This window comes from Taishania pollutisoli, from assembly GCF_014518315.1.
GTDB classification, from domain to species: Bacteria; Bacteroidota; Bacteroidia; order Flavobacteriales_D; family Crocinitomicaceae; genus Taishania; species Taishania pollutisoli.
On record NZ_JACVEL010000011.1, the window covers coordinates 80,588 to 106,252 of the forward strand.

A 25,665-nucleotide genomic window follows, 5' to 3' on the forward strand; every position below is an offset into this window, starting at 1 on the left:
CAATGGATCATTGATTAATGAACGTGTACCTTCTCATCGGGAACGCTTATATTTGTCAACAGGTACTAACTTAACAGAAGAATGAAAATAACATATATTCAGCTTATATTGACAGCAGTTTCAGTTGTGTTACTGGGAGCGTGTACAGATGGTGAGCAAGCGGGAAGTGAAAAAGAAAAGACCGGCATTAAACAGGCAAAACAGGATCAGTACGACGATCCGACATTACCTTTTGACCAGCGGTTGAAAAAATACATTGAAGGAAAATTAAGTACTCGTCCAAACGAGGATTACCGGTTAAAAATATACGAGGAGCACCTCAATGATGATGGTAAGACAGATATGATTATTACCGTAAATCGCCTTGAAAACGCAATCAAAACAGCCGAAGAAAAAAATCTGGTAACAAAATCGGCAACGGTCGGATTTTTCGGAAACCACAATCACATGTTTTATTACAGCAGTATTACCAATAAGTTTCTCGGACCTTATACAATGTCATCCACACCGCAACGTCAGCTGACCATTACTTTTGAAAACATTTCTTCCGAAAATCACAAAGACATCATTGTTGATTTCCCGATTCGCAACTCTCAATTCCGTCGCATTTACCTGATGATCGATGATACGCCTAATTATGCGTTTCAATGGAAGCAGTATGATGGATGGGGTACGGATAAACTGGAGGCTTATTGTTTCGAGTACGGAAAGGGGACATATTCAGAAACAAAGGACATTATTATCAAAAAAGCAACCATGAAAAACATTGGAAAAGAAGATAACTATGATACGGCGGAGCAGGAAATTACCTGCACGGATCAATTGGTTAAACGCTTTTTCTTCAATGCCCCGGACCGAAAATATTACACGCCCAACTAAAATGGAGCAATTCATTCGCATTCAAAAAACCGCACGTTATTTTTCCGAAGGAAATCCCGATTCAGGTAAATTACTGATTGCATTACACGGTTACGGACAGTTGCCGCAATTTTTTATCCGCAAGTTTTCTACCTTGTATCGTGATTGGCATGTCGTTGCTCCTGAAGGTTTACACCGCTTTTACATCAATGGAAATTCCGGCAGAGTAGGGGCGTCCTGGATGACGAAAGAATCCCGGGAAAGTGACATCGAAGACAACCTGGGATGGATCGGTCAATTGGTAGAGCATTTAACGGAAGAACAGGCATACAACGAAATTGTATTGTTGGGCTTTTCTCAGGGTGCTGCAACGGCTGCGCGCTATTTTTATACAGGAAACCATGTCATCAACCGCCTGATCATCTGGGCGTCTGTTTTTCCTCCGGATATTGATAAATCTCATTTGTTTTCCCGGCATTCAGACAGTACAGAGCATACATTTGTACTCGGTACACACGACCAGTTTTTTACCGAAACACAACAACAGGAAGCACATTCCTTTTTTCGCAACCTGGGCTTTAAAACAGTATCTTTTGAAGGAAATCACGATATTGATGAAAAAACTTTGGAAGATATCCTATAAAAACTATAATTTTGGCACGCTTTATGGATTAAGCCCACTCAAAAAATGATTATGAAACATTTATTAGTATTGATAACGTTGGTTGCCGTGTCATTCTCTTTTTCACAGGATGAGAAGGCAGACAAAATTCTGAATACATTTTCAAACAAAGTAAAAGGAAGCTCTTCATTCTACCTGGAGTTTTCGGCAAATATTAAAAACGCAAGTTCAGGAACAAACGAAAACAATACCGGAAAGGGATGGGTCAAGGGAGACAAGTATTATGCTTCTTATGGTGAGTTGACACGAATTTCCAACGGAAAGAAAACCTGGACAATCTTAAAAGAAGAAAAATCGGTTTATATCTCAGATGAGGATGGGGACGAAGAGTCTGTTAATCCTAAGAAATTAATGACATTGTGGGATACAGGTTTTAAAAGTAAATACGAAAAAGAAACAAAAAACGGAGCGGATTTGGTTCACATGATCAATCTCTATCCGAAGAACCCGAAAACAGCAGATTATCATACCATCACGCTGTACATCGGAAAGAATGATAACGAACTGAAAAAGGCTACATTGAAAGGAAAGGATGGTACTGTTATGACCTATACAGTGACCAAATTGCAATTCAATGTAGATGCGCCTGATTCCAAATTCGTCTTTGATAAATCCAAGTATCCCGGATACCAGGTTATTGAGGATTAATAACAGGAACTTTTACTTAAAAACAGCCCGGTTGACCATTTGCAACCGGGCTGTTTTTTTTGAAGAAATCACTTTTATATTACCAGTTCAAAAAGACGGAAAAATTTTCTAATACATCACTGTTATAGATGGCCAGCTGGTGAAAATTGATCCAGGTAAGAACTACGAGTAGAATAATTAAAGGTATTCGTAATTGTTTTTTATACAGCCAGGCAATGGAACATGCCAACCCAAATGCGAAAACGGGATAACTGTGCACCAATGCTCTTGTGGAATAACTTGCTCCATACTTCCAATCTGCCCAGGCAATAATGATCCATATATTCAGGATGCAAAACGTAAGAATACTTCTTTTTAAAGATTGACCCTTCATCCAAAATAAACCTGCAATCATCAGAATGGCAACAGGGGTGTATAGAAACCATCCTTTTTCCGGCCCGAATAAGACTCTGAACCAGGGGGTCAGAAAATACCATTTAGAGCCCACATCGTAAATAACAGATCCCGTTGTGTGATACCAGTAGATGAATTGAGGGAGCATGGCAATGAAGCCACCTGCCAGGCAATACATGATATGAAGTTTATTGTCCCGCACCAGCTTCCATTTCCTTTTTCGGGCCGTTTGTTCCGTCGTATTCCAAAGCAGTGGAATAAAGATCATAATGAGTTCCGTGGGTCTTGAAATAGTGGCTAAACCAATGGCTGCACCGATTAATGCGGTGCTTTTCCAGGAAGGATGTTCATGCCATTTTGATGGTTTGTAATATGAGCAATGCATACAAAGGAAAGATATAGGCATGACTCATTCCGCCATCCACGGAAGTGTATTGAATGAGGTTGGAAGTAAGTCCTAAAAAAAGAAGTGTCATCGCAATGATTTCTTCTTCGAAATAATACCGGAGTACTTTTCTGAGCAGAAACAACCCGATCAATACCCATACAATTCCACCAAACATAATCGCATATTGATATGGAGCGGAAAAACCATCCTGGGGATAACCCAGCATGCCTGCCATTATATGCCCCAACCCGAAAAACGGAAGTTGTAAAATAGCAACTCCACACAGGTATTTGTTCGTAAATGTGCCACTTTCCAATTGCATGGCCTGGTACAAATGTCCACCGGTGACGTGGTATGTGGAATCAATTTGTGGAAGCCATTCGAGTGTCCTGACATCATCGTAGATCAATACAGAAGGAAGGTACATATAGTAGCCGAATGCGTCCCAGGAAGTTGCATTGTAGCCATTTACTTCGTTGTTTTTCAAGTGAACAAACCGGAAGGTAATAAAGACACATGCAACAATAATCAGTGCGATACCTGACGATTTTTGTTGAAGAGCTGTTTTCATGAAGGTCGAAGATAGTAATAAAATAAATGCAACTACTGTCGGCCAGCTTGAAAAGCATGGTTTCCAAACAGGTGTTGGGTGAGATCAGAACATGAATTGCGCCTGAAGTCGCAACACATTCCCCCGCTGGAAATTGTCCCGCAATGTAAAATCTTCGTATCGGCGTTCGGACATTGTATACATAACAACCAGCTCAAAGTGTTTCCAGGGCTGCCATTCGATTCCGAATTCCATTTCATTGAGGTGGTAGCTGCGCGCATCCTGCTCAAATTTCTTTCCGCCATCGTAATATTTATACTTGACAAATGGAATTAGGAGTTGTTCTTTCAGACGCAATTGGTAATTTAGCAAGACATATCCTCCGGATAAATTTTGTGTTTCAATTGAGTCCGTCAACTTGTTGAATTCAGGTCCCCGCCCAATGTTATATTCCGCTTGGATTCCAAATGGTTTGGGGTACCAGACCGCTGTAATACCTACGCGTTCGTCTTTGTAATTCAGGCTCCCGTTGTGTTTTACTCCCGCGCTGATATCATCGTCCATCATCCGGTAGATGCCGGTGTATCCCTGAATCCCTGCTTCAAATGTCTGGTTTTTGATATTGAACGGATAAGCTGCCCGGAATACAACATGTTTGTTGTCGTTCATCTCCCGTGTGTTGAGGGGTTGCCCGTTGACAATTCCCAATGCAATAACACCATAATCCCCGCTTCCTTTTAACCCGTCTGCCACCAGTGATTTAAACAATTCCCGTCTTTTTGTCGGAGCCCACATAAAGTGAATACCCAAATCACGTTCGTTACTAAATGAACTGTTTGTTCCGTCATTTCTGTCCAGGCTCAACCGGTTGCGACTCGACTGCAGGTTTTCGAAACTGTATGGAACTTTTGACTGACCGATCCGGAAGCGAAATTCATTCTTTTTGTCTACACCGATATCAAAGTAAGCATCTCTCAGTTGCGCAAAGTTTTTCGTTCCGTTGACTGCACTTGCAAAATCCGGTTGGATGTAAAAATAAATCTGTGGGTGAATTTGTCCGGAAAGTACAATTCGCGCCCGTCTGATCGAAAAATTGCTTCCTTCTCCCCATGCTTTGTCACATTGATCACAATCCAGGTTGCGATTTGTTTCAAGCAAGCCATTGTAACGCACCTGTAAATACCCTCCTATCGAAATGGACTGAAACCATTTCCGTTCTTTTTTGGGTGTATTTTGAAGTGTATCCTGCTGTCCGGTTAATTGATTGGGAATGCAATAAAGACCAATTGAAAATAGTACAAATATTAAATGTTTATTATTCACAGCTTGTAATTTTTACAGGGGCAAAAATGGGCACACATTTCTAAAATGAACGTATTGTAAATCGAATTTAACCTTTTGTTAAAATTATATTTCAAGTGTAAAATCAGGGTGTTCCAATGCGGATGCTACATCCAGGTAATACAACCTTAATAAATAGAACATATTTGGGTAATCAGTAGTTAATCTTTACATAACATTGAGGCAATATTCCATTAACCTTACTATAAAAACAATCCGATTCATTTAACCTAACATTAAACTTTCCTTAATTGAATGGCTATTTGTTCGATATAATTTTGTTACGTAAATAAAACATAAAGATATGGCATCAAAAAATCATACAATTCTTCTGGTAGATGATGAACAGGATATTTTAAAGATGTTGTCATATAATATCGAAAAAGAAGGGTACAAAGTGTATTGTGCAGAAGATGGGGAAAAGGCAGTAGAGTTGACAAAATTGCATACACCATCATTGATCTTAATGGATTTGATGATGCCGAAAATGGATGGGATCGAAGCCTGCCAGATTATTCGGGAATTACCCGGAATCAAACAACCGTTGATTACCTTCCTCACTTCCCGCTCGGAAGACTATTCTCAGATTGCAGGCTTTTCCGCAGGCGGAGACGATTACATCACCAAACCGATTCGTCCGCGATTGTTGATGAGTAAGATTGAATCGTTGTTGCGCAGGTATGATCTGAACGGAGAACAGAACATTGCGGCAGCCGCAGGAGCGTTGGTGGTGAACCGGGAAAAGTTTTTTATTGAATTCAAAGGAGAAAAGATCACCCTTCCTAAAAAAGAGTTTGAATTATTGGAAATGCTGGCAAATAATCCCGGGAAAGTCTACACACGTGACCAGATTCTGGCGCAGGTATGGGGAGATGAAACCATTGTCGGCGAACGAACCATTGATGTTCACATCCGAAAATTAAGAGAGAAACTTGGAAATGATTATATTCGCACTATTAAAGGTGTTGGTTATACATTCAAAGAAAGTTGAGAAATTTAAGTCCGTCTCAAATATTGTTTATTGGTAGCATTGGGGTTGCAATCTCGTGCTTTTTGTGTTTGCTGTTCATTGATCTGGCAGTTATTCCCGTTTCATTTGTCGTATACCTGTTAGTGCCGCTAATTGCCGGACTGATCAGCTACCTGATTTTCTTCCTGATTGTGCGCAAATTTATCAATGAACGATTAAAGGTGCTGTACCGTTCCATCAGAAAAGGAAAAATCACATCTGAAAACGACTTTAAATTTAAACTTTCCGAAGATTCAATCGCAAGAGCAGAAAAGGATACGGAAGAATGGTCTTCCGAAAAACAATCGGAAATCGTGCGATTACAAGAGCAGGCCAAATTCAGACGGGAATTTTTGGGCAACCTTGCGCATGAGTTGAAAACACCTATTTTTTCGATTCAGGGATATTTACTTACATTACTGGAAGGAGGACTGGAAGATAACAATGTCAATGTCATGTTCCTGGAACGGGCATCAAAAGCGACCGACAGGATGGTGAATCTCATTGAAGACCTGGATTCAATCATGAAAATGGAAGTCAACGAGCTCCCGATGGATATTCGCACCTTCAACTTGAAGGAATTGGTGAAAGAAATCTTTGAATCGTTGGAAGCTGAGTCTGCGGAGAAGTCCATTACGCTCAAATTCGCCAAGCAATATGAGCCGATCTATGTAAAAGCGGACCGGGCAAAAATTTCCCAGGTATTTGTGAACCTCATTAAAAACTCCATTGCGTATGGAAATGAAGGAGGCACGACAACGGTTCGTTTCTACCCGGTAGACGACAGTGTTACCATTGAAGTATCAGATAACGGCCCCGGTATTGACGACGTTTCCATGAAGCGGATTTTTGAACGGTTTTACCGCGTTGAGAAAAGCCGGAATAGAAATGACGGCGGATCTGGTCTGGGATTGTCGATTGTTAAACACATCATTGAAGCTCATCAGCAGACCATTCATGTCAGAAGTACTGAAGGTATGGGTACAACATTTGTATTTACCTTAGATGCAGCGGAGTAATAATTATAAATGTTTTAATTATGAATTATCAAGTCTTCGCGATGTACAATTGAATTTCCTCATTTGATAATTGAACATTGATAATTGAACATTGATAATTAACCCTCACCCTTAACTCTTCCCCTTCAACTTTCCATTCTCAACTTTCCCACTCCTCACGTTACAATTCATCCGTAATATTTCCTAACTTTACAAGATGGATTTTCAACTCGTTTCCGAATTCAAACCGACCGGTGACCAACCCGAAGCAATCGCAGAAATTGTTGCAGGAATAGAACTGGGCAGGCCCCACCAAACCTTACTTGGTGTAACAGGTAGTGGAAAAACATTTACCGTTGCCAATGTCATTGAACAAATCAACCGGCCGACATTGATCTTGTCGCATAACAAAACACTTGCAGCACAGTTGTATGGTGAATTTAAGCAGTTTTTCCCTGAAAATGCGGTAGAATATTTTGTTTCCTATTATGACTACTATCAGCCGGAAGCCTATCTGCCTGTGACAGATACGTATATTGAAAAGGATTTGCAGATCAACGATGAAATTGAAAAACTACGCCTTTCCGCAACATCTGCATTGCTGTCCGGGAGAAAAGATGTGGTGGTCGTCGCTTCGGTTTCATGTATTTACGGGATCGGAAACCCGAATGAATTTGCCAACAGTATTATTTACCTGAGAAAAGGGGAGACAGTTGCACGCAACAAGTTCCTGTTTAAACTGGTTGAAAACCTGTATTCCAGGGCCCATGACGAATTTAAACGCGGAACATTTCGTGTGAAAGGAGACACCGTTGATATTTTCCTGGCCTATGCGGATTATGCGTTGCGGATTGAATTTTGGGGAGATGAAATTGAAGGAATTACAGCGATTGACCCGGAGTCGAATTCAAAGTTGGAAACATTTGAAGAGATTAACATTTACCCGGCGAATATTTTCGTTTCCAGTCCTGAAAATACGAAACAGGCACTGGATCAGATCGGAGAAGACATGGTGATTCAGGTGGCCAATTTCAGAAAAGAAGGAAAAATAGACGAGGCGAAACGTTTGGAAGAGCGGGTTTCTTATGACATGGAGATGATCCGTGAACTCGGTTACTGTTCCGGAATTGAAAATTATTCCCGTTACTTTGACAGGAGAAAACCGGGAGAACGCCCCTTCTGCTTGCTGGATTATTTTCCGGATGATTTTCTGTTAGTTGTAGATGAAAGCCACGTTACAATGCCACAGATTCGCGCTATGTACGGGGGAGACCGGGCACGGAAAATCAACCTGGTGGACTATGGGTTTCGTCTCCAGGCTGCGATTGATAACCGCCCGCTTAAATTTGAAGAATTTGAAGGAATGGTGCACCAGGCACTCTACATTTCGGCAACCCCTGCAGATTATGAGTTGGAAAAATCGGAAGGGATTGTTGTCGAACAGGTCATTCGACCAACAGGATTGCTGGATCCGGAAATTGATGTTCGTCCGAGCCTTAACCAGATTGATAACCTGATTGAAGAAATCCAGGTGCGGCGTGAACGGGATGAACGGGTACTGGTGACAACACTGACAAAACGAATGGCGGAAGAGCTCCAGAAATACTTTGATAAACTGGGAATTCCCTGCCGGTATATTCACAGTGAAGTGGATACCCTGGAGCGCATCGAAATTCTGCACCAATTGCGGATGGGTGTCTTCGATGTATTGATCGGAGTAAACCTGCTGCGGGAAGGACTGGACCTGCCTGAAGTCAGCCTCGTTGCTATTTTAGACGCAGACAAAGAGGGATTTTTGAGAAACGAGCGCTCACTGGTACAGACGGTCGGAAGAGCTGCGCGAAATGTAAACGGATTTGTGATTATGTACGCGGATACCATGACAAAATCAATGCAGAAAACCATTGACGAGACAGCGAGAAGGCGCCGGATTCAGATGGAATACAACGAAAAGCATGGAAAAGTTCCGCAACCGTTGATGAAATCCAAAGAAAAAATGATCAGTATCCAATCGGATAAATCGAAACGAGATGAATACGGAAGTCCTACCCGTGTGACAACAGCAGCGGAATCATCAATGGAATACACGGTATCTCTCGAAAAACAAATTGCTTCGACCAAAAAAGCCATGGAGAAAGCCGCCAAAGAGCTTGATTTTATCGAAGCAGCACGTCTGCGGGATATTTTGTTTGAATTACAGGCAAAATAAATGCCTACGAATTAATCCTACTAAGGAATGACGTCAGGTCGTTTTCTTCATTCAACCCGAACTTTTTCTTTAAACGGTACTTCGTCATACGCACACTTTTAGGCTCTACATTCAATTGTTTGGCAATCTGTTTTGTATCCATCCCAAGGTACAGGTATGCACAGTATTTTAAATCGAGAGAAGTCAGTTTTTGTACCGCGTGTTCGTTCAGACGGTTGAAGAAATTGGGGTGAATTTCCTGTATGCGGAACCTGGCATCCTCAAAATCACCATCTGCGTGTAATTCTTCTTTGATTACCCGTTGGATGTTGATGTTGTTTTCATCTGTTAATTTACTTTCCAGGTTTTTCAATACCTGATTTTTTCGTTGAATATGAAGCTGGTTGGCCATTACCTCGTCCTGGAGTCGCTGTTGTCGCATGGTGAGTAATTCCTGCTCCGCCATTAGTCGTGCTTGTTCTTCCTGTTCAAATTTCACCTGTAATTCCGCTTCGGTTTTTTCTGCTTTTAATTGTTTTTCCCGTTCAAGAGAATACTTTAACTTGTAATGATACAGCCTGAAGATGAAGAATGCTACAATTGAGGCTGCAATTCCCAATCCGATGTAAATAGATTGCTGCAATTTTTGATTTTCAGCCCTTTCGGATAAAATCTGGAGTTCCCGTTCCTTCTTTTCGGATTGGTATTGTGCTTCCAGTTTACTGACCGTTTCGGCCTGGTGCTGATTGAATAATTCAGCGCTGTAATCAGAAGCTGCTCTTTGGTATTCAAGTGCTTTTTTGAAGTTCCCCTGTTTTTCATACATCATAGCCAGTTCATTCGTGACATTAATCATCAACGGATAATATACTGGTTTTTGTGTGAGAAGAACTTCCTTTGCCTTTAACAAGTACTCTTCTGTTTTTTTCGGATCATTGTCCAGCGATGCCAGTTGTGATAAAACACCATAATTTCCGGCTTGTAACTGTTGACCACCTTCCTTGATGAATTTAGCGGCCTTGAGGGATTCATTCAGGTTGTATTCAATTTTTTCACGGAGTTCAGGTGTTAAATCAGAAGCATATTCCAATAGGTAGCCGGCGTAATTATTACGGGCAATGGCATATGCATAATGTGAAACCTGTCCCGGGAAGTCATAATAGAGCTTACAGGCTTTTTCTGAACAATCGTACGCCAATTGTACGTATTGCTGTTGTTGTTGAAAATCAACTTTATTGGTATAAGCGACAGCTAACGCGGTATAGGCATAGCATAAACTATTTTTATTTCCTGATTTTTTCGCTATTTCCACACATTTATTGGCATATTTAAGTGAGTTTTCGACGTCATCCCAATCTGAATAAATGCTGTATATGAGGTAGTTGGATTTGTATTCCAGGTAGTAGTCTTTTTGGGAACGATCTAAAACAGAAAGAATCTTTACCAGGTAAGGCATCGCTTTTTCGCGCTCGTCAAAATAAAAGTATTGGTAAGCCTTGATGTATTTCGCATACAGTCCTGCAAGGGGATTAGATGTCTTGGAAGCACTTGCAACGGTCGAATCCACATATTTATTGGCCGTATCAAAATCTTTCAGGTTGTTGTGGATTAATCCCATAAAGCTATACGCTTTGGCTTGTTGGAAAAAATCGTTATTTTGCCGGGCAAGTTGCAGCAGGTCGGAGGAATACGCCAATGCAGTGGAAAATTCCTGGTCGCTTCTGTATTTTTCAATTAATGTGGCATATAACCGAAACTTTTCCTCAGAAGAGATGTTTTTTGTTTCGAGTCGATTGAGTAAGCTGTCAATATAGGGATTGTGTGCGGATAATGATGTAGATAAAATAAATGACAGAGCGAAGGTAATTGTGTGTGTAATTTTCATACGGCAAAAATAGGGAAATATTGATTTTAAATCACAGAAACACCTCGATTTCTTGCAGTTATTTGAAAATGTCTCGTTTTTGACTCGCCGATTTTACTGGAGTTGTAGTCATTTAGTAGTTATTTTTTAGTTGTGAAGTAGTCAATGTGTAGAGGTGATTTTCTTGTGTGTAAAGAATAAACACACCACCTTTGCAAACATAAAGATCAATCTGCGGAGGGATTAGTTACCCAGGTAAAAAGGTTGAAATAAAAGTAGTTTTAGTTGCCAATTGTTTTGGATTCTAACCATTGCTGTTCACTAAAAAGAGTTAGGATTGATAAAAAACACCGTTTTTCTCACCGTTCCATGCGGTTGGCTTGTTAGTTAGTTATCCTCGCCTAATAGTTTCATCGCTTTTATGGCAGGTTTTAGTTTGATACCTTTATGTTCCCTTGCGTATTTTACAATGTGCGCTACAACTTCATCTACATCATCGGTAAATAAGAACAGTTCAAGGTCTTTTTTACTGATGGTTTTTTCGCGCTCCATCCGCTCGATATGATCTTTGATATCCTGGTGGAAATGGACCCCCATTATAACGATTGGAAACTGTTCAATTTTTCCTGTCTGTATGAGTGTGACGGTTTCAAAAAATTCGTCCAGGGTTCCAAATCCCCCGGGAAGTACCACGAAAGCGAACGAGTATTTCCGGAGCAATTCCTTGCGGACAAAGAAGTAATCGATGGTGATGAACTTATCCAGGTAGGGATTTTCTTTTTGTTCGTGTGGCAAAACAATATTACACCCGACAGAAACACCTCCGACATCCCTGGCTCCGCGGTTACCTGCTTCCATAATTCCGGGTCCTCCGCCGGTCATAATGGCAAATCCTTGTTTTGCTAATTCCGCTGAAACTTCGCGGGCAAGTAAGTAATACTGGTGATTCTCATCAAAACGTGCAGAACCGAACACCGTAACAGTAGGACCTAAAAAGTGCAGTGCTCTGAAACCCTTTATAAATTGCACAACGATTCCCAGTGTGTATTTTAATTCTTGCCAACGTGTTCGCGGACCACTTAAAAACTTCTTTTCCTCCCGCGTGAAAGGATTGTTTTGTTCACTCATTGATAGGTGTTTGGAAGGTGCAAAGATACGTATTATTTAGCAAACTAACGGTTGTCCTGTTCCAGTCCGCAATCCTTGTTGCAACATAGTGTAAGAACTGCTTGAGCCGGCAGGAAAGAAAAAATCCCTCTTTTCGGGAGGGATTTCGTTGTGTTATTTTTCGCCGCTTTTTCTCGCGGTACTGAAATCTTTCATCTGGTTTCCGATAAACGTACCCTGGATTACCTGGTCCTGGAAATCTTTCATTCCACCTGGTGAGTGTGGCATCAGAATTGCCGAATTCTTAGAGTTGGAACCAATGTCCTTGATCGTATCAAAATACTGTGTCATCAATACGAACTGCATAATTTCTTCGTGCGTAACATTGTCCATGGAGCGTTTGAAATCTTCGACAGATTCCTTAAATCCGCGCACGATTTCCAGGCGTTGCTGTGCAATTCCTTCTCCGGCCAATCGCTTGGATTCCGCTTCTGCTTCTGCTTCTTTGATGATCTTGATCTTTTTTGCTTCTCCTTCTTCCAGTGCCGCTTCTTTTTCACGTTTTGCGGCATTGATCCGGTTCATGGACTCTTTTACCTTTGCATCCGGATTGATATCTGTAATCAACGCTTTGATGATTACATATCCGTATTCCTGCATACTTTCAGCGATGTTTTGCTGAACAGCGATTGCAATGTCTTCTTTTTTCGCAAATACGTCATCCAATTCCAGTTTCGGAACCTCTGCACGTACGTCATCAAATACGTAAGAAGCAATCTGATTGCGGGGGTTATCCAATGAATAATAAGCTTCCTTGATTTTATCCCGGGAAATTTTGTATTGAACGGACACCTGTAAATGAACGAATACGTCGTCTTTTGTTTTGGTTTCGATTTCTACATCCAACTGCTGAACACGCAGGTTTACAGTTGCGGTTTTACGGTCGATGAATGGAATAATCAATCCAAACCCTGAGTTTGCGACCCGGTTGAATTTTCCCAATCGTTCAACGATAACAGCTGTCTGCTCGCGAACGATGATAATTGCTTTGACGATCAGAACGATCCCGAGAACGATCCAGAAAATGTTACTGAAAAGTCCCAAAGGTAGTGTTACTTGGTCTCCCATAGGTTTTGTTTTTTAGTACTTGATTATTGTATGGTCAATTTTTTCTCCAGATCCTCCAGGTAACTGCGGAATTGCTTGTCTGTTTCGGATAAGTTGACAACTGTTCTGCATGCGTGAAGTACCGTTGCGTGATCTTTTCCTCCACAGTGTGCACCGATATTTGCCAGTGAAGATTTGGTCATTTTCTTAGAGAAATACATAGAAATCTGACGTGCCTGAACGACTTCCCGCTTGCGTGTTTTTGATTTCAGCATTTCAATAGGAAGATCGAAATAATCACAAACAATTTTTTGAATGTATTCAATGGAAACCTCACGTGCTGTATTCTTCACAAACTTGTCGACCATCTGTTTGGCAAGCTCCAGCGTAATAGCTTTCTTATTCAACGACGCCTGCGCCAGTAAGGTGTTCAGAGCGCCTTCCATTTCTCTCACATTGGTGTTAATGGAGTAAGCAAGGTATTCCACAACATCTTTCGGAAGTTCAATACCGTTTCCGTACATCTTCTTCTCAAGAATGGCAATGCGTGTCTCCAGATCAGGTGTTCCCAGATCAGCGGAAAGTCCCCATTTGAAACGGGACAAGAGTCGCTGCTCCATTCCCTGCATTTCCACAGGTGGTTTGTCGGATGTCAGGATAATTTGCTTTCCGTTTTGGTGCAGGTGATTGAAAATGTGGAAGAACACGTCCTGTGTTTTTTCCTTTCCTGCGAAGAATTGAACATCATCAATAATCAATACATCAATCATTTGGTAGAAATGAATGAAGTCATTGGATGTCTGATTTTTCAATGCGTCAATGAATTGATGCGCAAACTTTTCAGAGCCGACGTACAAAACTGTTTTATTGGGAAATTGATTCTTGATTTCAATACCGATGGCATGTGCCAGGTGTGTTTTTCCCAGCCCGACACCTCCGTAGATCAATAATGGGTTGAATGCTGTTCCCCCTGGCTTATTAGCGACAGCATAGCCGGATGCTCTGGCCAGGCGGTTGCAATCTCCTTCGACAAAATTCTCAAATGAATAGGAAGGATTCAGGTTGGATTCAACATTTACTTTTTTCAATCCGGGAATAATGAACGGGTTGCGAATTTGTTTCTCGTCCACATTCAATGGCATCGATACCGGTACGTTTTTAAGTGATTTTTTATTGAGTGCCGGAAGTTTTACCGTGTACGGAGTTGTATTCGTGGAATTGTTTTCCATGATAATACTGTACTCTAACCGGCCTTCCGCTCCCAACTCTTTACGAATAACTTTTTTGAGCAACGTAATGTAGTTTTCCTCTAACCACTCGTAAAAAAAGTGAGACGGTACCTGAATGGTCAGGACATTATCCTCCAGTCGGACAGGAATGATTGGCTCAAACCATGTTTTAAAAGCCTGTAACGAGACATTATCTTTAATGACTTTTAAACAAGAATCCCATATGACTGCGTGTGTATTGCTCATTTAGTCTTTTTAGTTAGTTATGGTTAAACAAAAGTATTTTAGTTCTTTGCCCGATTTAGTTGTACGGACTGCAATTGTTTTTCGACAGGACAAATATTTACATAAAAAAGTTAAAAAAAAAGTCGAAATGCTATTGACTTTTTCGATTTTTTTACTTCACGTTTAAAATAGATTTAATCAAATAGTCATAAGTCTTTAAAATAGGGGAATGTACGTTGTTTTGGTGGAAATCGAATTTATTTGCGGGGAAAAAATAGTTTGACATTATTAACAATTTCCTTTTCAAATATAACGTTTTTCCCTGTTAGTAATTGCTTTTTGTTTGTTAAACTTGAAAATAATTAAAAACAGATGGAGTTATTATTTGAGAATCAAACAAAACTCAGGGTTCGTTATGGAGAAACGGATCAAATGGGGTACTGTTACTATGGAAATTACGCGCAATACTTTGAAGTGGGCAGAGTGGAGGCGATGAGAAGTGTAGGGATGAGTTACCGGGAGATGGAAGCGCGTGGAATTATGTTGCCCGTTTCTGATTTTTCGGTGAAATACCATGCTCCCGCACGCTATGACGATGAACTTACAATTACAACATCTATTGTAGCGGTGAAAGGTGCGCGACTGTTGTTTGATTATGTTATTCACAACGAACAGGGGGAACTGGTTGCAAAAGCGCATACGACCCTTGTGTTTGTAACTGTCAGTACGATGCGCCCGACAAAAGCACCGGAAGATTTTTTAGAAATGCTCAAACCATATAGTAAATGAAAACGGAACATTTTGAATTCATCGCTTTCACGCAACATGACGTACTGAAATTAACCAATACCCGGGAGGGTGAGGTGAAACTCGGGGAACAGGTGCAGGCCGGCTTATCTGCAAATGCAAAATACGTGCTGATAGGTGTGGAGGAAGACATTGGCCCGCAGGCAAACCTGGGAAATCCGGGGGCTAAAAATGCATTCCGTGCGGCCATCTCCCGACTGCTCAATATGCAATCCAACAGGCGCTATTCCGGTGAAAACCTTTCCTGTGCCGGAGTGGTGCGGCAATTAACTGAATTTACAACCGTTGAACAGGGGAGAAAGCAGGTCGAAGAACTGGATGAATTGTTGATTGAGCTATTGGTGCCGATTTATAAAAACGGACAGATTCCGATTCTTGTCGGAGGCGGACACAATAACGCCTATCCGTTGATCGCAGCATTTCACAAAGCACATGGGCAACCATTGGAAGTCGTGAATTGCGATCCGCATGCGGATTGCAGGAGGCTGGAAGGGCGGCATAGCGGGAATCCGTTTTCGTATGCCAGAGAAAGAGGTTTTTTGTCGTTTTATACAGTCCTGGGATTGCATGGAGAGTATAACAGTGAAAACATGTTGAACTATCTGAATGAACAGGGATTCTACTATTCCTATTTTGAGGAATACATGAAATTGCCAGCCAAAATGCCGGCAGACCTGCAAACGATTATCATCCGGAGTGATGATTACCTGGGGGTGGAACTGGACATGGATTCCATTAAAGGAATGCCTTCTTCGGCTTATACGCCAAGTGGAATTGATGTAGAACACGCGCGGCTGTATATTATGAAACTGGCAAGTTCCAAGCGAAAAATAGCTTACTTACATTTGCCGGAGGCGGCACCTGTGACAGAGCAAGATGAGAAAATTGTCGGAAAAACAATTGCTTACCTCATTCATGACTTTTTAGGAAGTTGCAGGTAGGTTGGATATTGCATACGGAATTATAAATGATCAATTATCAAAACTACAGATAGGGAATCCTGCTTACAACATTTGATAATTGATCATTTATAATTAATCACTTTCAACTCTCCACTCAATTTCAACCGTTATTCAAATGTTTTTCTAAGCACCTGATAAATTTCGTATGTCGTCTTGTCGTAGACATAAATCAGCAGGTGCATGTTTCCCGGATCATGAGAAGTGCTTCCATCCAATGTTAACACATCCGGAACGACAAAACTGTAATCAAGGTAGTATTTACCGTTTTCCTTTTTAAGGTCATCTGTTAATGTGCGTCCCCATAAGTTGTTGGTAATGTGCTTGCGATGAATATCTCGGTGTACATAATTCGGGGTGTACGTCCCGTTGACATTCTGAGGGGCAATGAGGCTGTCTTGTTGTAGAACGACAATTGTTCCCAGATTTGTTAGCGATGCATCCAATAATTCAATTTCCGTATGTAAGAATGCTCCTTTTGTCTGTGCATAGTAATTTACATCTGCCTTCATTGCAACCTTTAATGTGGTGTTTAGTGCGTTGTTGACCTGTGATGACAGAATTCCCGAAGGGTAAAACAATTCCGTTCCTCCTTCTACCTGGATGCGGTTGCTTCCGACACTTGGATTTCCGAAAAAACCGCTGCTTGGCATTGCACCGAAAAATTGACCGAGCTCCAATCCCTGTGCATTTGTGAAGTCAACGGGGTATTGCGCGTTTACTGCCTGAAATCCTGTGATTCCGGTTGGAGATGAATGCACGGAACTCACAAAAACACGCTGTGGATATTGTGAATGAATGTTGTGAGCAGCTGTTGCTGCTGCCGGACAATACTGGCAGTTGTGTCCCGTGAAATCATCAATCAGGACATTGCGCTGGGTGCTGGCCGTTATCGTATCAAAATCAGGCCACTCCGTGTCCAGGTATGTTTGCCAGTTCCCGGGATATAAACTAACGTCCAGTTCCGTATTGTAACTACTTGGAGGGTAAATTTTCTCTACTTTGTCACAACTCACTGCGATCAATATGATCAACAATGATCCGATTAAAAAAATGGGCGATAAACGATTCATAATTAATTGTTTTATCAAATTCTGTTATTAGAAACTATGCGTTACGGAGAGTGTCAGACCATTGGATGCCGGTACAAAGCGACAAACACCACCGACGCAGAACATTCCAGCCCGCTGGCGACCGTAAGATGCCATGATCCGGGTTGCCCCTTTTACATAGCCAACTGTGAAATAAGGATGGTGCGCCCGTTTTTTCTTGTCGTAATTTCCGAAATTATACTGGTCCATTACACTGATCATCCAGTTGGAATTAATCGTGTATTCCAGTAAAACGGTTCCCCAGTCGCCATTGTCGGTTGCTCTGGACCCCGCTGTATTAAACGGAACCCGGTTGTTCAGGGAGTCGATACGATTGACAAACATCACCTGAAATTCTGCCCGTAAGGAAGAGCGGTTTTTGAATTTATAACCTAATTCCAGTACGACCGTATTGGAGGTAATGTCACCCGGTTGTTTGGTTACGGCTGCAATATTATTGTTCAATACAATGTGATAGTAACTCAGGATTGCATTGAAATTTTTGGTGAATTTTTTAGAAATACTGGCATTGATGTCCAACCAGTACAATGAATCGCTCATGGCAAATGGTTTGGTTGAATAAAGAATACCTGTTGAATCGGTGTCGTAAGTCGCGTTGGGTGTACGTTTCGGTCTGAAAGCGGTGGAAGCGTTTACGTTGATAGTTGTTCCGTATTTACCTCCTAATGCTGTCCCTTTCGGAATGGTGTAAACCACTTCTCCCTGGAAAGCGACTTCCCCTGTTGGCTGCGTAGCATACGGATACAGTGATGAAACCAAATTGTATGTATGTGTTCTGTTCATTGCCGGAAGGTAATTAATAAGGACATCCTGCATCACTTTTGTTCTGTCGGAGCGAAAACTCATGTTGTCAACAGATTTGGCTGAAAAAAGTACTCCCAATCCCTTTGTTGAATATCCGGCATTAATGACTGTTGCAAACCCTTTGTTATAGATGTAAGCATTATCCTGTGAGGGGTCTTGTCCTTTCTCAACGTATTCCCCGTCGAGCGTGAATCCTTTGTAGCGGAGTCCCAGTCTTCCTCCGTATGTTGCTACGTTCTGGGGAAGAATCAATGTCTCATCGTTGTCTTCCTGGAATTTACTTACAAATGATCCGCCGACAACAACTTCCAATGGTTTGTCTTGTAGTTTCTGAAACAGTTGATTAATATTCAGTTCCATATCTCCCCCTCTGACGGTGCCGCTGCTGTGTGCAATCCCACTCCGGAAAGCAAGACGTTGTAATCCATATACTCCTTTTAGTGTAACGCCCCGGTACGGAGTAAGTTTGACGCGGATTCCATCCAGCATATTGTCATATCCCAGTGCCCGGTCTTCGTATGCGCGAAGCGCGAGACCGCTTCCGAATTGTTCATAAAAATTACCTGCGGTTACATCGATGAAGCTATTCCCATAGCCAACGTACCGCATTCCCAGTCCGGTGCCTTCAAAAGCAGTAGGGTATCCCTGAATTCGGGGAAGGTATGATTCAAACCGTAGTCCGCCCCTGAAGTTCCCATGGGTATAGTAAACATTCATATAGGAATTGAGTAACCCTTTCGATGCCGGTTGAGTGGCACCAATCAGGGAGTCTTCATTCAGGTATTGGAAAATACTTTCAATGTTTCCTGTGAAATTTCCCCTGTCTAATTGTCCGTTAGCAGTAAGAGCCAACACAATAAAGCCGGAAGCCAGTAATTTTTTCATAAGGTAATAAGGAGTGACGGAAATTATTGTTTTTTACTGAGATTCATCAATTCCTGGTACAATAATTCTTCATCTCCCGGAGCATAATTGTTATGTGAATATACAATTGTTCCGTCTTTGTTGACCAGGAATGTGTGTGGTACATTGTTGACCCCCATTGCTCTTCTGAAGTCGCTGTTCGGATCCATTAATACAACGTATTCCCACGCACGTCCGTTAACATAGACCGGAACGGAGTTTTTTGTTTTTTCATCATCGATGGAAACGGCTACCAGTGTAACCCCGAATTCTTCCTGCCAGTCCGGGTATACTTCATGGATGGTATTTAACTCTCTTTTACACGGAGAGCACCAGGTAGCCCAGAAACTGATAATTACCGGTCCTTTTGCTGCCAGTTCAGCCGTGTTAACTACTTTACCGTTCATGTCTTTTAATTGAACACCCGGTAATTTTTTATCTTTTCCCGATTCCTGTGCGAAAGAAGCAGAAAGCAATGTAAATGCAATAAATGTAGCGATTAATCTTTTCATTATCATTTTTTTATAGTTTGTGCATGGAGAGGCAATCAGTTTGCCGTTTCACCCAAAGGTAACATAGATTTTTTATATAATTCATAAATGCCAGGGGTTAAACTATCTTCCTTTCTTGGAATCCCAACTTGAAGTAACGGGAGGAATAAAAATGAAAATCCTGTTGGCAATGCTATTTTTTTATTAAATTTACAACATGAAAGCACTTGGACTTAAATTTCTGGAATAATTTGTGATTGAGTTCAGTGAAAACAAACGAATGATTGATAATTGAAGCGTATGAAAAAATTAGTACTTTTTCTTTTTGGTTTTACAGTATTGACAGCTTATTCTCAGATTGAGATCAGAAAGCCGGGAGATACACAAGATATTTCAGGAACAACAATTACCGAAAACGTAACATTGAACGATGTGCCTGCCGATGACGAATGGGCGTATTGGGGAGGAAGTAAGTTTCACGTGTTTAATCTTTCAGGTTCAGATCAACAGTTCAGGCTGAAAAGAGTGCGGGTTTCCGTTCCTTCTGATTGGGACGATCAGATTTGCTGGCCTCCGACATGTTACCCGACAAGTGGTGCAATGTATTTAACACCAAACAGTGTTTCAAATCCCGCTCCTGTAATTTTTAACGGAGGGTCTACAACGGATTTGGATGGTGCTGTAGCTGAAATCAAACCACAAATTTATCCGGGGCAACCAGGTTCATCTGCAACATACAGATACATCGTAACAGATGCTACCGGAGATACACATTATGATTCAATTACGTTGGTGATTAACTATGTCAATAACCTGAGTGTCTCAACGGCACAGAAAAGTGTAGAGCTGACCATGTCTCCTAACCCTGCAACGGATTATGTAGTGATCAATGCGGAAGGAATGGCAGACGCAAAAATCCGCGTCGTTGATGTGTTGGGCAATGTTGTTTATACAGGTGAATTTAGTAATACGAGAAAATTAAGTGTCGCTGACTTTAAAAGCGGTGTTTATTTTGTGACTGTTCAGGGAGAATCCAACAAAGGATTTACAAAGAAATTAGTCGTGCGGCATTAATCGCTTTATGTGATATAACATATTTTTGAAGAGATCGTTTCGGCGGTCTCTTTTTTTGTAAATTATAATTACATTTGAACTCCTGAAATGAAAACATTGGAAGATCACTATTTTAAAGCATTAGAGTCATCCGTTCTGGCATCGGGTGTCATTATGCGTATTTACCAGACTTCCTTTCTCAAAAATTTTAAATCAGACGGTTCACCTGTAACAGAAGCTGACACTGCATCAGCGGAAGTAATTGTCAAAAACCTCGAAACTATTGGAATTCCAATTATTTGTGAAGAAGACCCGAAACATTCCTATGATGAGCGAAAAAACTGGCGGGATGTATGGCTGGTTGATCCGTTGGACGGAACAAAGGAATTCATTCGCAGAAATGGAGAATTTGCAGTCAATATCGCATTGGTGCGGGACGGGAAACCGCTATTCGGGCTTATTGCAAGTCCGGTAAACCAAACCATTTTATTCGGTGGAGCAGGGCATGGAGCCTTCATCACTGATTTTAGCGACCTCAATAATCCGGATAAATGGAAAAAATTGTCTGCTTCGGAAATCAATTCGCCGGTTGTACTGGCAAGTTCCAGAACACCATACAGAGGTCGTGAGGTGGAACTGATTGAAGCAATTAAAGCAAAAGATGCAATTGATTATGTGAAAAAAGGTTCTGCCCTCAAATTTTTCGATCTGGCAGAAGGAACCGCGGATGTATATCCCCGTTTTGCTCCGACAATGGAGTGGGATATTGCTGCCGGACAAGCCATCCTTGAGTCACTGGAAGGTGTTGTTTTAAATGTAGAAACGGGGCAGCCCCTGACCTATAACAAAGAATCACTGCTGAATCCTCATTTTATTGCCAAAACAAAAGGTTTTATCAATTTCTTTGATGAATGAACAAAAGGGTAAATAAGATACTGCTACTTATCTGGATAGCTGGTTGGACTTCTGTTTCCGTGTCACAGCAGAATAATTTGCCGTTGAATCACTTCTACAAAGACAGGCTGTACCATGCCACGAGTAAGATGCCCGGGTACACCGGCAACAGTTTTTTCCCGGCGACAGAAAGTGATTATGATTTGCATTTTAAAATACGTGATACTTCCAGGCAATACTATACGGTTACCGAACATTTATTCAAAAAGCATTTCCTGGAATTCAAAGGAAAAAATTATTACCTGACCATTTCCCCTGTCTTCGATTTTTCATTGGGAAAGGATCTGGCAGATACGGCATCAAGGAGATTGTTTCAGAACACACGGGGATTTCACATCGAAGGAGATTTATTCCATAATTTTTCATTTTCAACCAGCTTCTACGAAAATCAATCGCGCAATCCGGTCTACCAGTCCATGTACTTCAATGCAATAGGCGAGTCGTATGTGAACCAGGGAGATTCAAGTTACTATACCCAAAATGCGGTTGTTCCGGGATTGGGAAGAACAAAGCCGTTTAAAATGGATGGTTATGACTACGCTTTTGCAATGGGAGACATTATATACCGGCCATTCAAAGTACTGACTCTTTCAGCAGGAAATACACGTAAATTCATTGGTGATGGTTACCGTTCCTTATTGCTGTCGGATAACAGTTTCAGTGCACCGTTTTTTCAGGCAAACTACCGGTTTTTGCCCCGTTGGGAATTTGTATACCTGCGCAGCAGACTGATGAACTTGTTGCGCCGTCCTGCAAGTACAACCGTAGAGTCGTACTATGATCCTAAAGTCATGGCGGTGAATTACATTTCATTTAAAGCGACGAAAAACCTGACACTTTCCCTGTTTGAAGGAACAATCTATTCAAAAGGAGACTCCATTGTTTCCAAACGCGCATCACCGTGGATGTACAACCCCATTCCGCTTGTCGGTGCATTTGTGACGGATGCTTCAGAAGCCAATTCCGTTGTCGGGCTGAATATCGGATATACGGTTATTCCTGCCATTCGTTTGTATGCGCAAGGTGCCTGGAATTCCCGTCATCATGGATGGGGAGCACAATTGGGAATGCGGGTAATGGAACCGTGGAAAGTGAAAAATCTGTTTGTGCAAGTGGAAGGAAACTATGCGTCCGAAAATTTATACCGTTCGACAAATCCGCGATTGAACTATAGCCATTTCAACCTCCCGTTGGCAGCTATTAAAGGAGAAGGGTTTACAGAAATAGTCGTGCGCGCCAATTATGAAATAAAACGCGCGTACGTTGATTTGAAAACGGTTTTTTACAGGTTGAACAATTATTCTCCGACATCTCTTCTGTCTTTATACGATGCAGGGACACGAACAAACGGAACAATTTTGCACACAGCAGTTGAAGCAGGATACCGCTTTAATAAAAAGATGAATTTCTCCGTGTTTGTCAATTACCTGTTCAGAACGGAGAATACCGGAGGAGGAAGTCAGTTGACACATGTTGTGGGAATAGGAATGAAAACGGGATTGATTAACAGCTATACGGATTTCTGATGACTAAATTAATACACATAGCAATCATCTGGATCATCGGTACCGTTTCGTTGTACGGGCAGTATGGTATTAGTCATTTGTACGAAGAATTACCACAAGATAGTATTCCAAAATCAGCCGTTGATTTACATACGGCACTCAAACCTGCTATCCGGCAGCCCAATTTCCTGTCGCTGAAACGTGAGGTGCAACCAAAGAACAATTACTTTTTTATTGCTCCGGCTGTTGACGTAAACGGAGGATATACCTCGCAGATGAATTACCGTACCGGATTGGGAGTAAACTTGCAGGCGCAGGCGGGAAAATGGTTTTTCAAAGTCGGTGCAATGGGTGGTGCGGGTTCGGTTGATTCACTGTTCAATACCCGCTCTTATTATTACGAAGCAAAAGGCAACGAATATTATTATGCAGATGTACGAGGCCGTATCAGCTATACACCCAATGAGATTTTCAATTTCCAGGTCGGATTGGACAATCAATTCATCGGGGAGGGAAGCCGCTCTTTGTTTTTAAGTGATTATGGTGTTCCACATCCGTTTGCTCAGATTCGTACCGCATTCTGGCGATTGGAATACACTGTCTTGTACCAGTTCATGCGGGAATATGTGCCGGGGGCATGGAAGTCAAAATACGCAACCTCTCATCACATTAGTCTCAACGCAACAAAATGGCTGAACATCGGAATTTTTGAAACAGTGCTTTTTCAACCGAAAGATACCTTGTTGAACCGCGGATATGACGTAGAGTACCTGAACCCGGTTATTTTCTTTCGTCCCCAGGAGTATTCACTCGGATCATCCGACAATGTACTGATTGGTGTGTCCCTGGATATCAAATTAGGGAATCATATGTTTTATTCCCAGGGGATTTTAGATGAATTTAACCTGAGGGAAATAAAAAACAACCCAAGTTGGTGGGCCAATAAGTACGGAGCACAGTTGGGAGTGAAGGGGCGTTTTCATCCTGTGTTTGGTTCTTTGTTTTATCGTGTGGAGTATAATATGATGCGTCCCTACATGTATTCGCATGTGAATGAAATGCAAACTTACGGAAACCAGGGGCATGTGCTGGCGCATCCGTTGGGAGGGAATTTTCATGAAATCCTGGCAGAATTAAAATGGCAGAAAAGGAAATACCTGGTCAAATTCTTCACGACTTACCGTCTGAAAGGAGAAGATAAGGACGGATTCAGTTACGGAGGAGATATTTATCAGCCCTATACATTGCGACCGGCAGATTACGGAAATCGCATCGGGCAAGGGTTGGGGAGAAATACAAGCAGAACCATTCTAACGTTTGACTATGAAGTGTGGAAACCTGCAAAAATTCATGTTTTTATAGAAAACCATCTGATTATTCAGGCAAATACAAAGCAGATAAGCTACATTCCGGTTATCGGCGTCAGAAGTCAGTTGTGGAATGATTATCGGAATTATTAATGGGAATTAGCAATGGTTTAAGTATCAATTATCAAGTCTTCGCGATGTAAAATTGAGTTTCCCTCATTTGATAATTAATCATTCATAATTCAATAGCCGTTGAAAAGAAATCTAAAAGTCTAACATCTAATAATCACTTGTCCAATACCTTTGGAATTCTGAAATAATCTGAATCTTTCTTCGGAGCATTTTTAAGAACTTCAGCCTGCGTTAACGTTACTTCAGCAACATCATCGCGCAAGCGGTTAATCTCCTCGCTCATGAATATCAACGGTTCTACATTTTCAGTATCGACCTGTTGCAATACTTCCATGAATGAAATAATAGTTTCCATCTCCTGTTTGATAGCTGTTTTAGCTTCTCCTTCAAACTCCAAGCGCGCCAGGTGCGCAATGTGATCTACTGTTTCGTCTGTTATTTTCATGGTTTCCCTGAGATTATTCCTGCAAATGTATACTTTTTTACTATCTTTCAGTTAGATTATCACCTAAAAACAATTCCTATGTTACGTGTTTTGTTGATGCTGCTCTTCGCTTTTGCCGGTTTTTCCTGTAGTTCTCAAACAACGGATGAAGACGATTTGTCGTATGTTGATGAAAACGGAGTACTTAGAAATAAACCGTTAAACGGAACGATTATTTTACCCTATACACATAATTACTTGTCCGTTTTGAATGCCGGTTACAGAGCTGCGAACGTTCAAAAAGCAGATTGTTCCGATCATGGAGAAGAAGTGTACAAAGAACGGGATAAAATTGATCAGGTTATTGTTACGGATAGTACAATTGAAGTTCACGTGAGAATCTATGACAATTGCTGTTACGATTATTTGTGGGATCCGAAACTGACTGATGAAGGGGTGTTGGATTTGCTGTATACCGGTTATGGGATGTTTTGCGGCTGTAATTGCTGTTTCGGGCACGTACTTACCTTCAGGAAAGAATACGATCCGGATGATGCAGTTGAAATAAAAGAAATCCGGATCAACGGAGCGGGAACATACCGGTTGAAATAAAGCAACGGATTGACT

At 41.4% G+C, this 25,665-nt stretch carries 24 protein-coding genes; 13 read left to right on the plus strand and 11 right to left on the minus strand.

The genetic code is table 11. The annotated features are described in order from the left end of the window. The first annotated feature begins 81 nt into the window (after positions 1-81). The 3 genes from H9Y05_RS13815 to H9Y05_RS13825 are packed head-to-tail and all read left to right on the plus strand — an operon-like array spanning position 82 to position 2,188. The gene (locus tag H9Y05_RS13815; RefSeq protein WP_216714622.1) at positions 82-879 is read left to right on the plus strand and encodes a hypothetical protein; all 798 of its coding nucleotides are present in this window, start codon (positions 82-84) and stop codon (positions 877-879) included. Position 880: 1 nt separating this feature from the next. After that, positions 881-1,501: an alpha/beta hydrolase gene (locus tag H9Y05_RS13820; RefSeq protein ID WP_163491558.1), complete on the plus strand. Its 621-nt coding sequence runs from the start codon at positions 881-883 to the stop codon at positions 1,499-1,501. 51 nt (positions 1,502-1,552) lie between these two features. Continuing rightward, positions 1,553-2,188, plus strand: a complete 636-nt coding sequence (locus H9Y05_RS13825) for a LolA family protein (RefSeq protein WP_163491557.1) — start codon at positions 1,553-1,555, stop codon at positions 2,186-2,188. 79 nt (positions 2,189-2,267) lie between these two features. Here H9Y05_RS13825 and H9Y05_RS13830 read toward each other — a convergent pair whose 3' ends face one another. The 3 genes from H9Y05_RS13830 to H9Y05_RS13840 form a co-directional block, all read right to left on the minus strand. After that, the gene (locus H9Y05_RS13830; protein ID WP_216714623.1) at positions 2,268-2,966 is read right to left on the minus strand and encodes a hypothetical protein; all 699 of its coding nucleotides are present in this window, start codon (positions 2,964-2,966) and stop codon (positions 2,268-2,270) included. Next, the gene (locus tag H9Y05_RS13835) at positions 2,929-3,540 is read right to left on the minus strand and encodes a hypothetical protein (RefSeq protein WP_216714624.1); all 612 of its coding nucleotides are present in this window, start codon (positions 3,538-3,540) and stop codon (positions 2,929-2,931) included. The genes H9Y05_RS13830 and H9Y05_RS13835 overlap by 38 nt, the downstream gene beginning before the upstream one ends. A gap of 84 nt (positions 3,541-3,624) precedes the next feature. Next, a complete protein-coding gene (locus tag H9Y05_RS13840; protein ID WP_216714625.1) occupies positions 3,625-4,842 on the minus strand; it encodes a porin in 1,218 nt (405 codons plus the stop codon). A 322-nt stretch (positions 4,843-5,164) separates the two neighbouring features. Between H9Y05_RS13840 and H9Y05_RS13845 the strand changes: the two genes are divergently transcribed. From H9Y05_RS13845 to uvrB, 3 genes are all read left to right on the plus strand, one after another. Then, entirely contained in the window at positions 5,165-5,851 is a 687-nt protein-coding gene (locus H9Y05_RS13845) for a response regulator transcription factor (protein ID WP_163491553.1), read from the plus strand. Then, positions 5,848-6,888: a sensor histidine kinase gene (locus H9Y05_RS13850; RefSeq protein ID WP_163491552.1), complete on the plus strand. Its 1,041-nt coding sequence runs from the start codon at positions 5,848-5,850 to the stop codon at positions 6,886-6,888. The genes H9Y05_RS13845 and H9Y05_RS13850 overlap by 4 nt, the downstream gene beginning before the upstream one ends. Before the next feature lie 196 nt (positions 6,889-7,084). After that, on the plus strand, positions 7,085-9,076 hold the full coding sequence (gene uvrB, locus H9Y05_RS13855) for an excinuclease ABC subunit UvrB (protein WP_216714626.1): 1,992 nt from the start codon (positions 7,085-7,087) through the stop codon (positions 9,074-9,076). A gap of 4 nt (positions 9,077-9,080) precedes the next feature. Here the strand turns inward: uvrB and H9Y05_RS13860 are convergent, their stop codons facing one another. The 4 genes from H9Y05_RS13860 to dnaA form a co-directional block, all read right to left on the minus strand. Further along, positions 9,081-10,940, minus strand: coding sequence for a LuxR C-terminal-related transcriptional regulator (locus H9Y05_RS13860; RefSeq protein WP_216714627.1), 1,860 nt, complete (start codon positions 10,938-10,940; stop codon positions 9,081-9,083). A gap of 366 nt (positions 10,941-11,306) precedes the next feature. Further along, positions 11,307-12,047, minus strand: coding sequence for an LOG family protein (locus H9Y05_RS13865; RefSeq protein WP_163491549.1), 741 nt, complete (start codon positions 12,045-12,047; stop codon positions 11,307-11,309). Positions 12,048-12,200: 153 nt separating this feature from the next. Beyond that, entirely contained in the window at positions 12,201-13,154 is a 954-nt protein-coding gene (locus tag H9Y05_RS13870) for an SPFH domain-containing protein (RefSeq protein ID WP_163491548.1), read from the minus strand. 23 nt (positions 13,155-13,177) lie between these two features. Beyond that, positions 13,178-14,608 (minus strand): chromosomal replication initiator protein DnaA, encoded by a 1,431-nt coding sequence (gene dnaA / locus H9Y05_RS13875; RefSeq protein WP_163491547.1) that lies wholly within the window; start codon positions 14,606-14,608, stop codon positions 13,178-13,180. Positions 14,609-14,959: 351 nt separating this feature from the next. Between dnaA and H9Y05_RS13880 the strand changes: the two genes are divergently transcribed. Continuing rightward, positions 14,960-15,376 carry an acyl-CoA thioesterase gene (locus tag H9Y05_RS13880; RefSeq protein ID WP_163491546.1) on the plus strand — a complete coding sequence of 139 codons (417 nt, stop codon included), beginning with the start codon at positions 14,960-14,962 and terminating at the stop codon, positions 15,374-15,376. Then, positions 15,373-16,335 carry a formimidoylglutamase gene (locus tag H9Y05_RS13885; RefSeq protein ID WP_216714628.1) on the plus strand — a complete coding sequence of 321 codons (963 nt, stop codon included), beginning with the start codon at positions 15,373-15,375 and terminating at the stop codon, positions 16,333-16,335. Before H9Y05_RS13880 ends, H9Y05_RS13885 begins: the two co-directional genes overlap by 4 nt. Positions 16,336-16,463: 128 nt before the next feature. Here the strand turns inward: H9Y05_RS13885 and H9Y05_RS13890 are convergent, their stop codons facing one another. From H9Y05_RS13890 to H9Y05_RS13900, 3 genes are read right to left on the minus strand one after another with little or no spacing between them, the layout of a single operon-like run. Then, positions 16,464-17,426 (minus strand): Omp28-related outer membrane protein, encoded by a 963-nt coding sequence (locus tag H9Y05_RS13890; protein ID WP_216714629.1) that lies wholly within the window; start codon positions 17,424-17,426, stop codon positions 16,464-16,466. A 27-nt stretch (positions 17,427-17,453) separates the two neighbouring features. Next, positions 17,454-19,154, minus strand: a complete 1,701-nt coding sequence (locus tag H9Y05_RS13895; protein WP_163491543.1) for a DUF6029 family protein — start codon at positions 19,152-19,154, stop codon at positions 17,454-17,456. Positions 19,155-19,177: 23 nt separating this feature from the next. Next, the gene (locus H9Y05_RS13900; RefSeq protein WP_163491542.1) at positions 19,178-19,684 is read right to left on the minus strand and encodes a TlpA family protein disulfide reductase; all 507 of its coding nucleotides are present in this window, start codon (positions 19,682-19,684) and stop codon (positions 19,178-19,180) included. Between the two features lie 279 nt (positions 19,685-19,963). Here H9Y05_RS13900 and H9Y05_RS13905 point away from each other — a divergent pair, with 279 nt between their 5' ends. From H9Y05_RS13905 to H9Y05_RS13920, 4 genes are all read left to right on the plus strand, one after another. After that, positions 19,964-20,737 (plus strand): T9SS type A sorting domain-containing protein, encoded by a 774-nt coding sequence (locus H9Y05_RS13905; RefSeq protein ID WP_216714630.1) that lies wholly within the window; start codon positions 19,964-19,966, stop codon positions 20,735-20,737. An 87-nt stretch (positions 20,738-20,824) separates the two neighbouring features. Further along, positions 20,825-21,631, plus strand: a complete 807-nt coding sequence (locus H9Y05_RS13910; RefSeq protein ID WP_163491540.1) for a 3'(2'),5'-bisphosphate nucleotidase CysQ family protein — start codon at positions 20,825-20,827, stop codon at positions 21,629-21,631. Then, positions 21,628-23,196, plus strand: coding sequence for a hypothetical protein (locus tag H9Y05_RS13915; RefSeq protein WP_216714631.1), 1,569 nt, complete (start codon positions 21,628-21,630; stop codon positions 23,194-23,196). Before H9Y05_RS13910 ends, H9Y05_RS13915 begins: the two co-directional genes overlap by 4 nt. After that, positions 23,196-24,635, plus strand: coding sequence for a hypothetical protein (locus H9Y05_RS13920; protein WP_163491538.1), 1,440 nt, complete (start codon positions 23,196-23,198; stop codon positions 24,633-24,635). The genes H9Y05_RS13915 and H9Y05_RS13920 overlap by 1 nt, the downstream gene beginning before the upstream one ends. Positions 24,636-24,768: 133 nt before the next feature. Here H9Y05_RS13920 and gatC read toward each other — a convergent pair whose 3' ends face one another. Then, positions 24,769-25,059 (minus strand): Asp-tRNA(Asn)/Glu-tRNA(Gln) amidotransferase subunit GatC, encoded by a 291-nt coding sequence (gene gatC, locus H9Y05_RS13925; RefSeq protein ID WP_163491537.1) that lies wholly within the window; start codon positions 25,057-25,059, stop codon positions 24,769-24,771. Between the two features lie 78 nt (positions 25,060-25,137). Between gatC and H9Y05_RS13930 the strand changes: the two genes are divergently transcribed. Beyond that, positions 25,138-25,650 (plus strand): hypothetical protein, encoded by a 513-nt coding sequence (locus tag H9Y05_RS13930; protein ID WP_163491536.1) that lies wholly within the window; start codon positions 25,138-25,140, stop codon positions 25,648-25,650. The last annotated feature ends 15 nt before the right edge of the window (positions 25,651-25,665 follow it).

What these genes read in the sequence shown, in the direction of transcription:
- H9Y05_RS13815 (WP_216714622.1), top strand. Translation starts at nt 82, where the DNA reads ATGAAAATAACATATATTCAGCTTATATTGACAGCAGTTTCAGTTGTG.
- H9Y05_RS13820 (WP_163491558.1), top strand. Translation starts at nt 881, where the DNA reads ATGGAGCAATTCATTCGCATTCAAAAAACCGCACGTTATTTTTCCGAA.
- H9Y05_RS13825 (WP_163491557.1), top strand. Translation starts at nt 1,553, where the DNA reads ATGAAACATTTATTAGTATTGATAACGTTGGTTGCCGTGTCATTCTCT.
- H9Y05_RS13830 (WP_216714623.1), bottom strand. Translation starts at nt 2,966, where the DNA reads ATGCATTGCTCATATTACAAACCATCAAAATGGCATGAACATCCTTCC.
- H9Y05_RS13835 (WP_216714624.1), bottom strand. Translation starts at nt 3,540, where the DNA reads ATGAAAACAGCTCTTCAACAAAAATCGTCAGGTATCGCACTGATTATT.
- H9Y05_RS13845 (WP_163491553.1), top strand. Translation starts at nt 5,165, where the DNA reads ATGGCATCAAAAAATCATACAATTCTTCTGGTAGATGATGAACAGGAT.
- uvrB (WP_216714626.1), top strand. Translation starts at nt 7,085, where the DNA reads ATGGATTTTCAACTCGTTTCCGAATTCAAACCGACCGGTGACCAACCC.
- H9Y05_RS13860 (WP_216714627.1), bottom strand. Translation starts at nt 10,940, where the DNA reads ATGAAAATTACACACACAATTACCTTCGCTCTGTCATTTATTTTATCT.
- H9Y05_RS13865 (WP_163491549.1), bottom strand. Translation starts at nt 12,047, where the DNA reads ATGAGTGAACAAAACAATCCTTTCACGCGGGAGGAAAAGAAGTTTTTA.
- H9Y05_RS13870 (WP_163491548.1), bottom strand. Translation starts at nt 13,154, where the DNA reads ATGGGAGACCAAGTAACACTACCTTTGGGACTTTTCAGTAACATTTTC.
- dnaA (WP_163491547.1), bottom strand. Translation starts at nt 14,608, where the DNA reads ATGAGCAATACACACGCAGTCATATGGGATTCTTGTTTAAAAGTCATT.
- H9Y05_RS13880 (WP_163491546.1), top strand. Translation starts at nt 14,960, where the DNA reads ATGGAGTTATTATTTGAGAATCAAACAAAACTCAGGGTTCGTTATGGA.
- H9Y05_RS13885 (WP_216714628.1), top strand. Translation starts at nt 15,373, where the DNA reads ATGAAAACGGAACATTTTGAATTCATCGCTTTCACGCAACATGACGTA.
- H9Y05_RS13890 (WP_216714629.1), bottom strand. Translation starts at nt 17,426, where the DNA reads ATGAATCGTTTATCGCCCATTTTTTTAATCGGATCATTGTTGATCATA.
- H9Y05_RS13895 (WP_163491543.1), bottom strand. Translation starts at nt 19,154, where the DNA reads ATGAAAAAATTACTGGCTTCCGGCTTTATTGTGTTGGCTCTTACTGCT.
- H9Y05_RS13900 (WP_163491542.1), bottom strand. Translation starts at nt 19,684, where the DNA reads ATGAAAAGATTAATCGCTACATTTATTGCATTTACATTGCTTTCTGCT.
- H9Y05_RS13905 (WP_216714630.1), top strand. Translation starts at nt 19,964, where the DNA reads ATGAAAAAATTAGTACTTTTTCTTTTTGGTTTTACAGTATTGACAGCT.
- H9Y05_RS13910 (WP_163491540.1), top strand. Translation starts at nt 20,825, where the DNA reads ATGAAAACATTGGAAGATCACTATTTTAAAGCATTAGAGTCATCCGTT.
- H9Y05_RS13915 (WP_216714631.1), top strand. Translation starts at nt 21,628, where the DNA reads ATGAACAAAAGGGTAAATAAGATACTGCTACTTATCTGGATAGCTGGT.
- H9Y05_RS13920 (WP_163491538.1), top strand. Translation starts at nt 23,196, where the DNA reads ATGACTAAATTAATACACATAGCAATCATCTGGATCATCGGTACCGTT.
- gatC (WP_163491537.1), bottom strand. Translation starts at nt 25,059, where the DNA reads ATGAAAATAACAGACGAAACAGTAGATCACATTGCGCACCTGGCGCGC.
- H9Y05_RS13930 (WP_163491536.1), top strand. Translation starts at nt 25,138, where the DNA reads ATGTTACGTGTTTTGTTGATGCTGCTCTTCGCTTTTGCCGGTTTTTCC.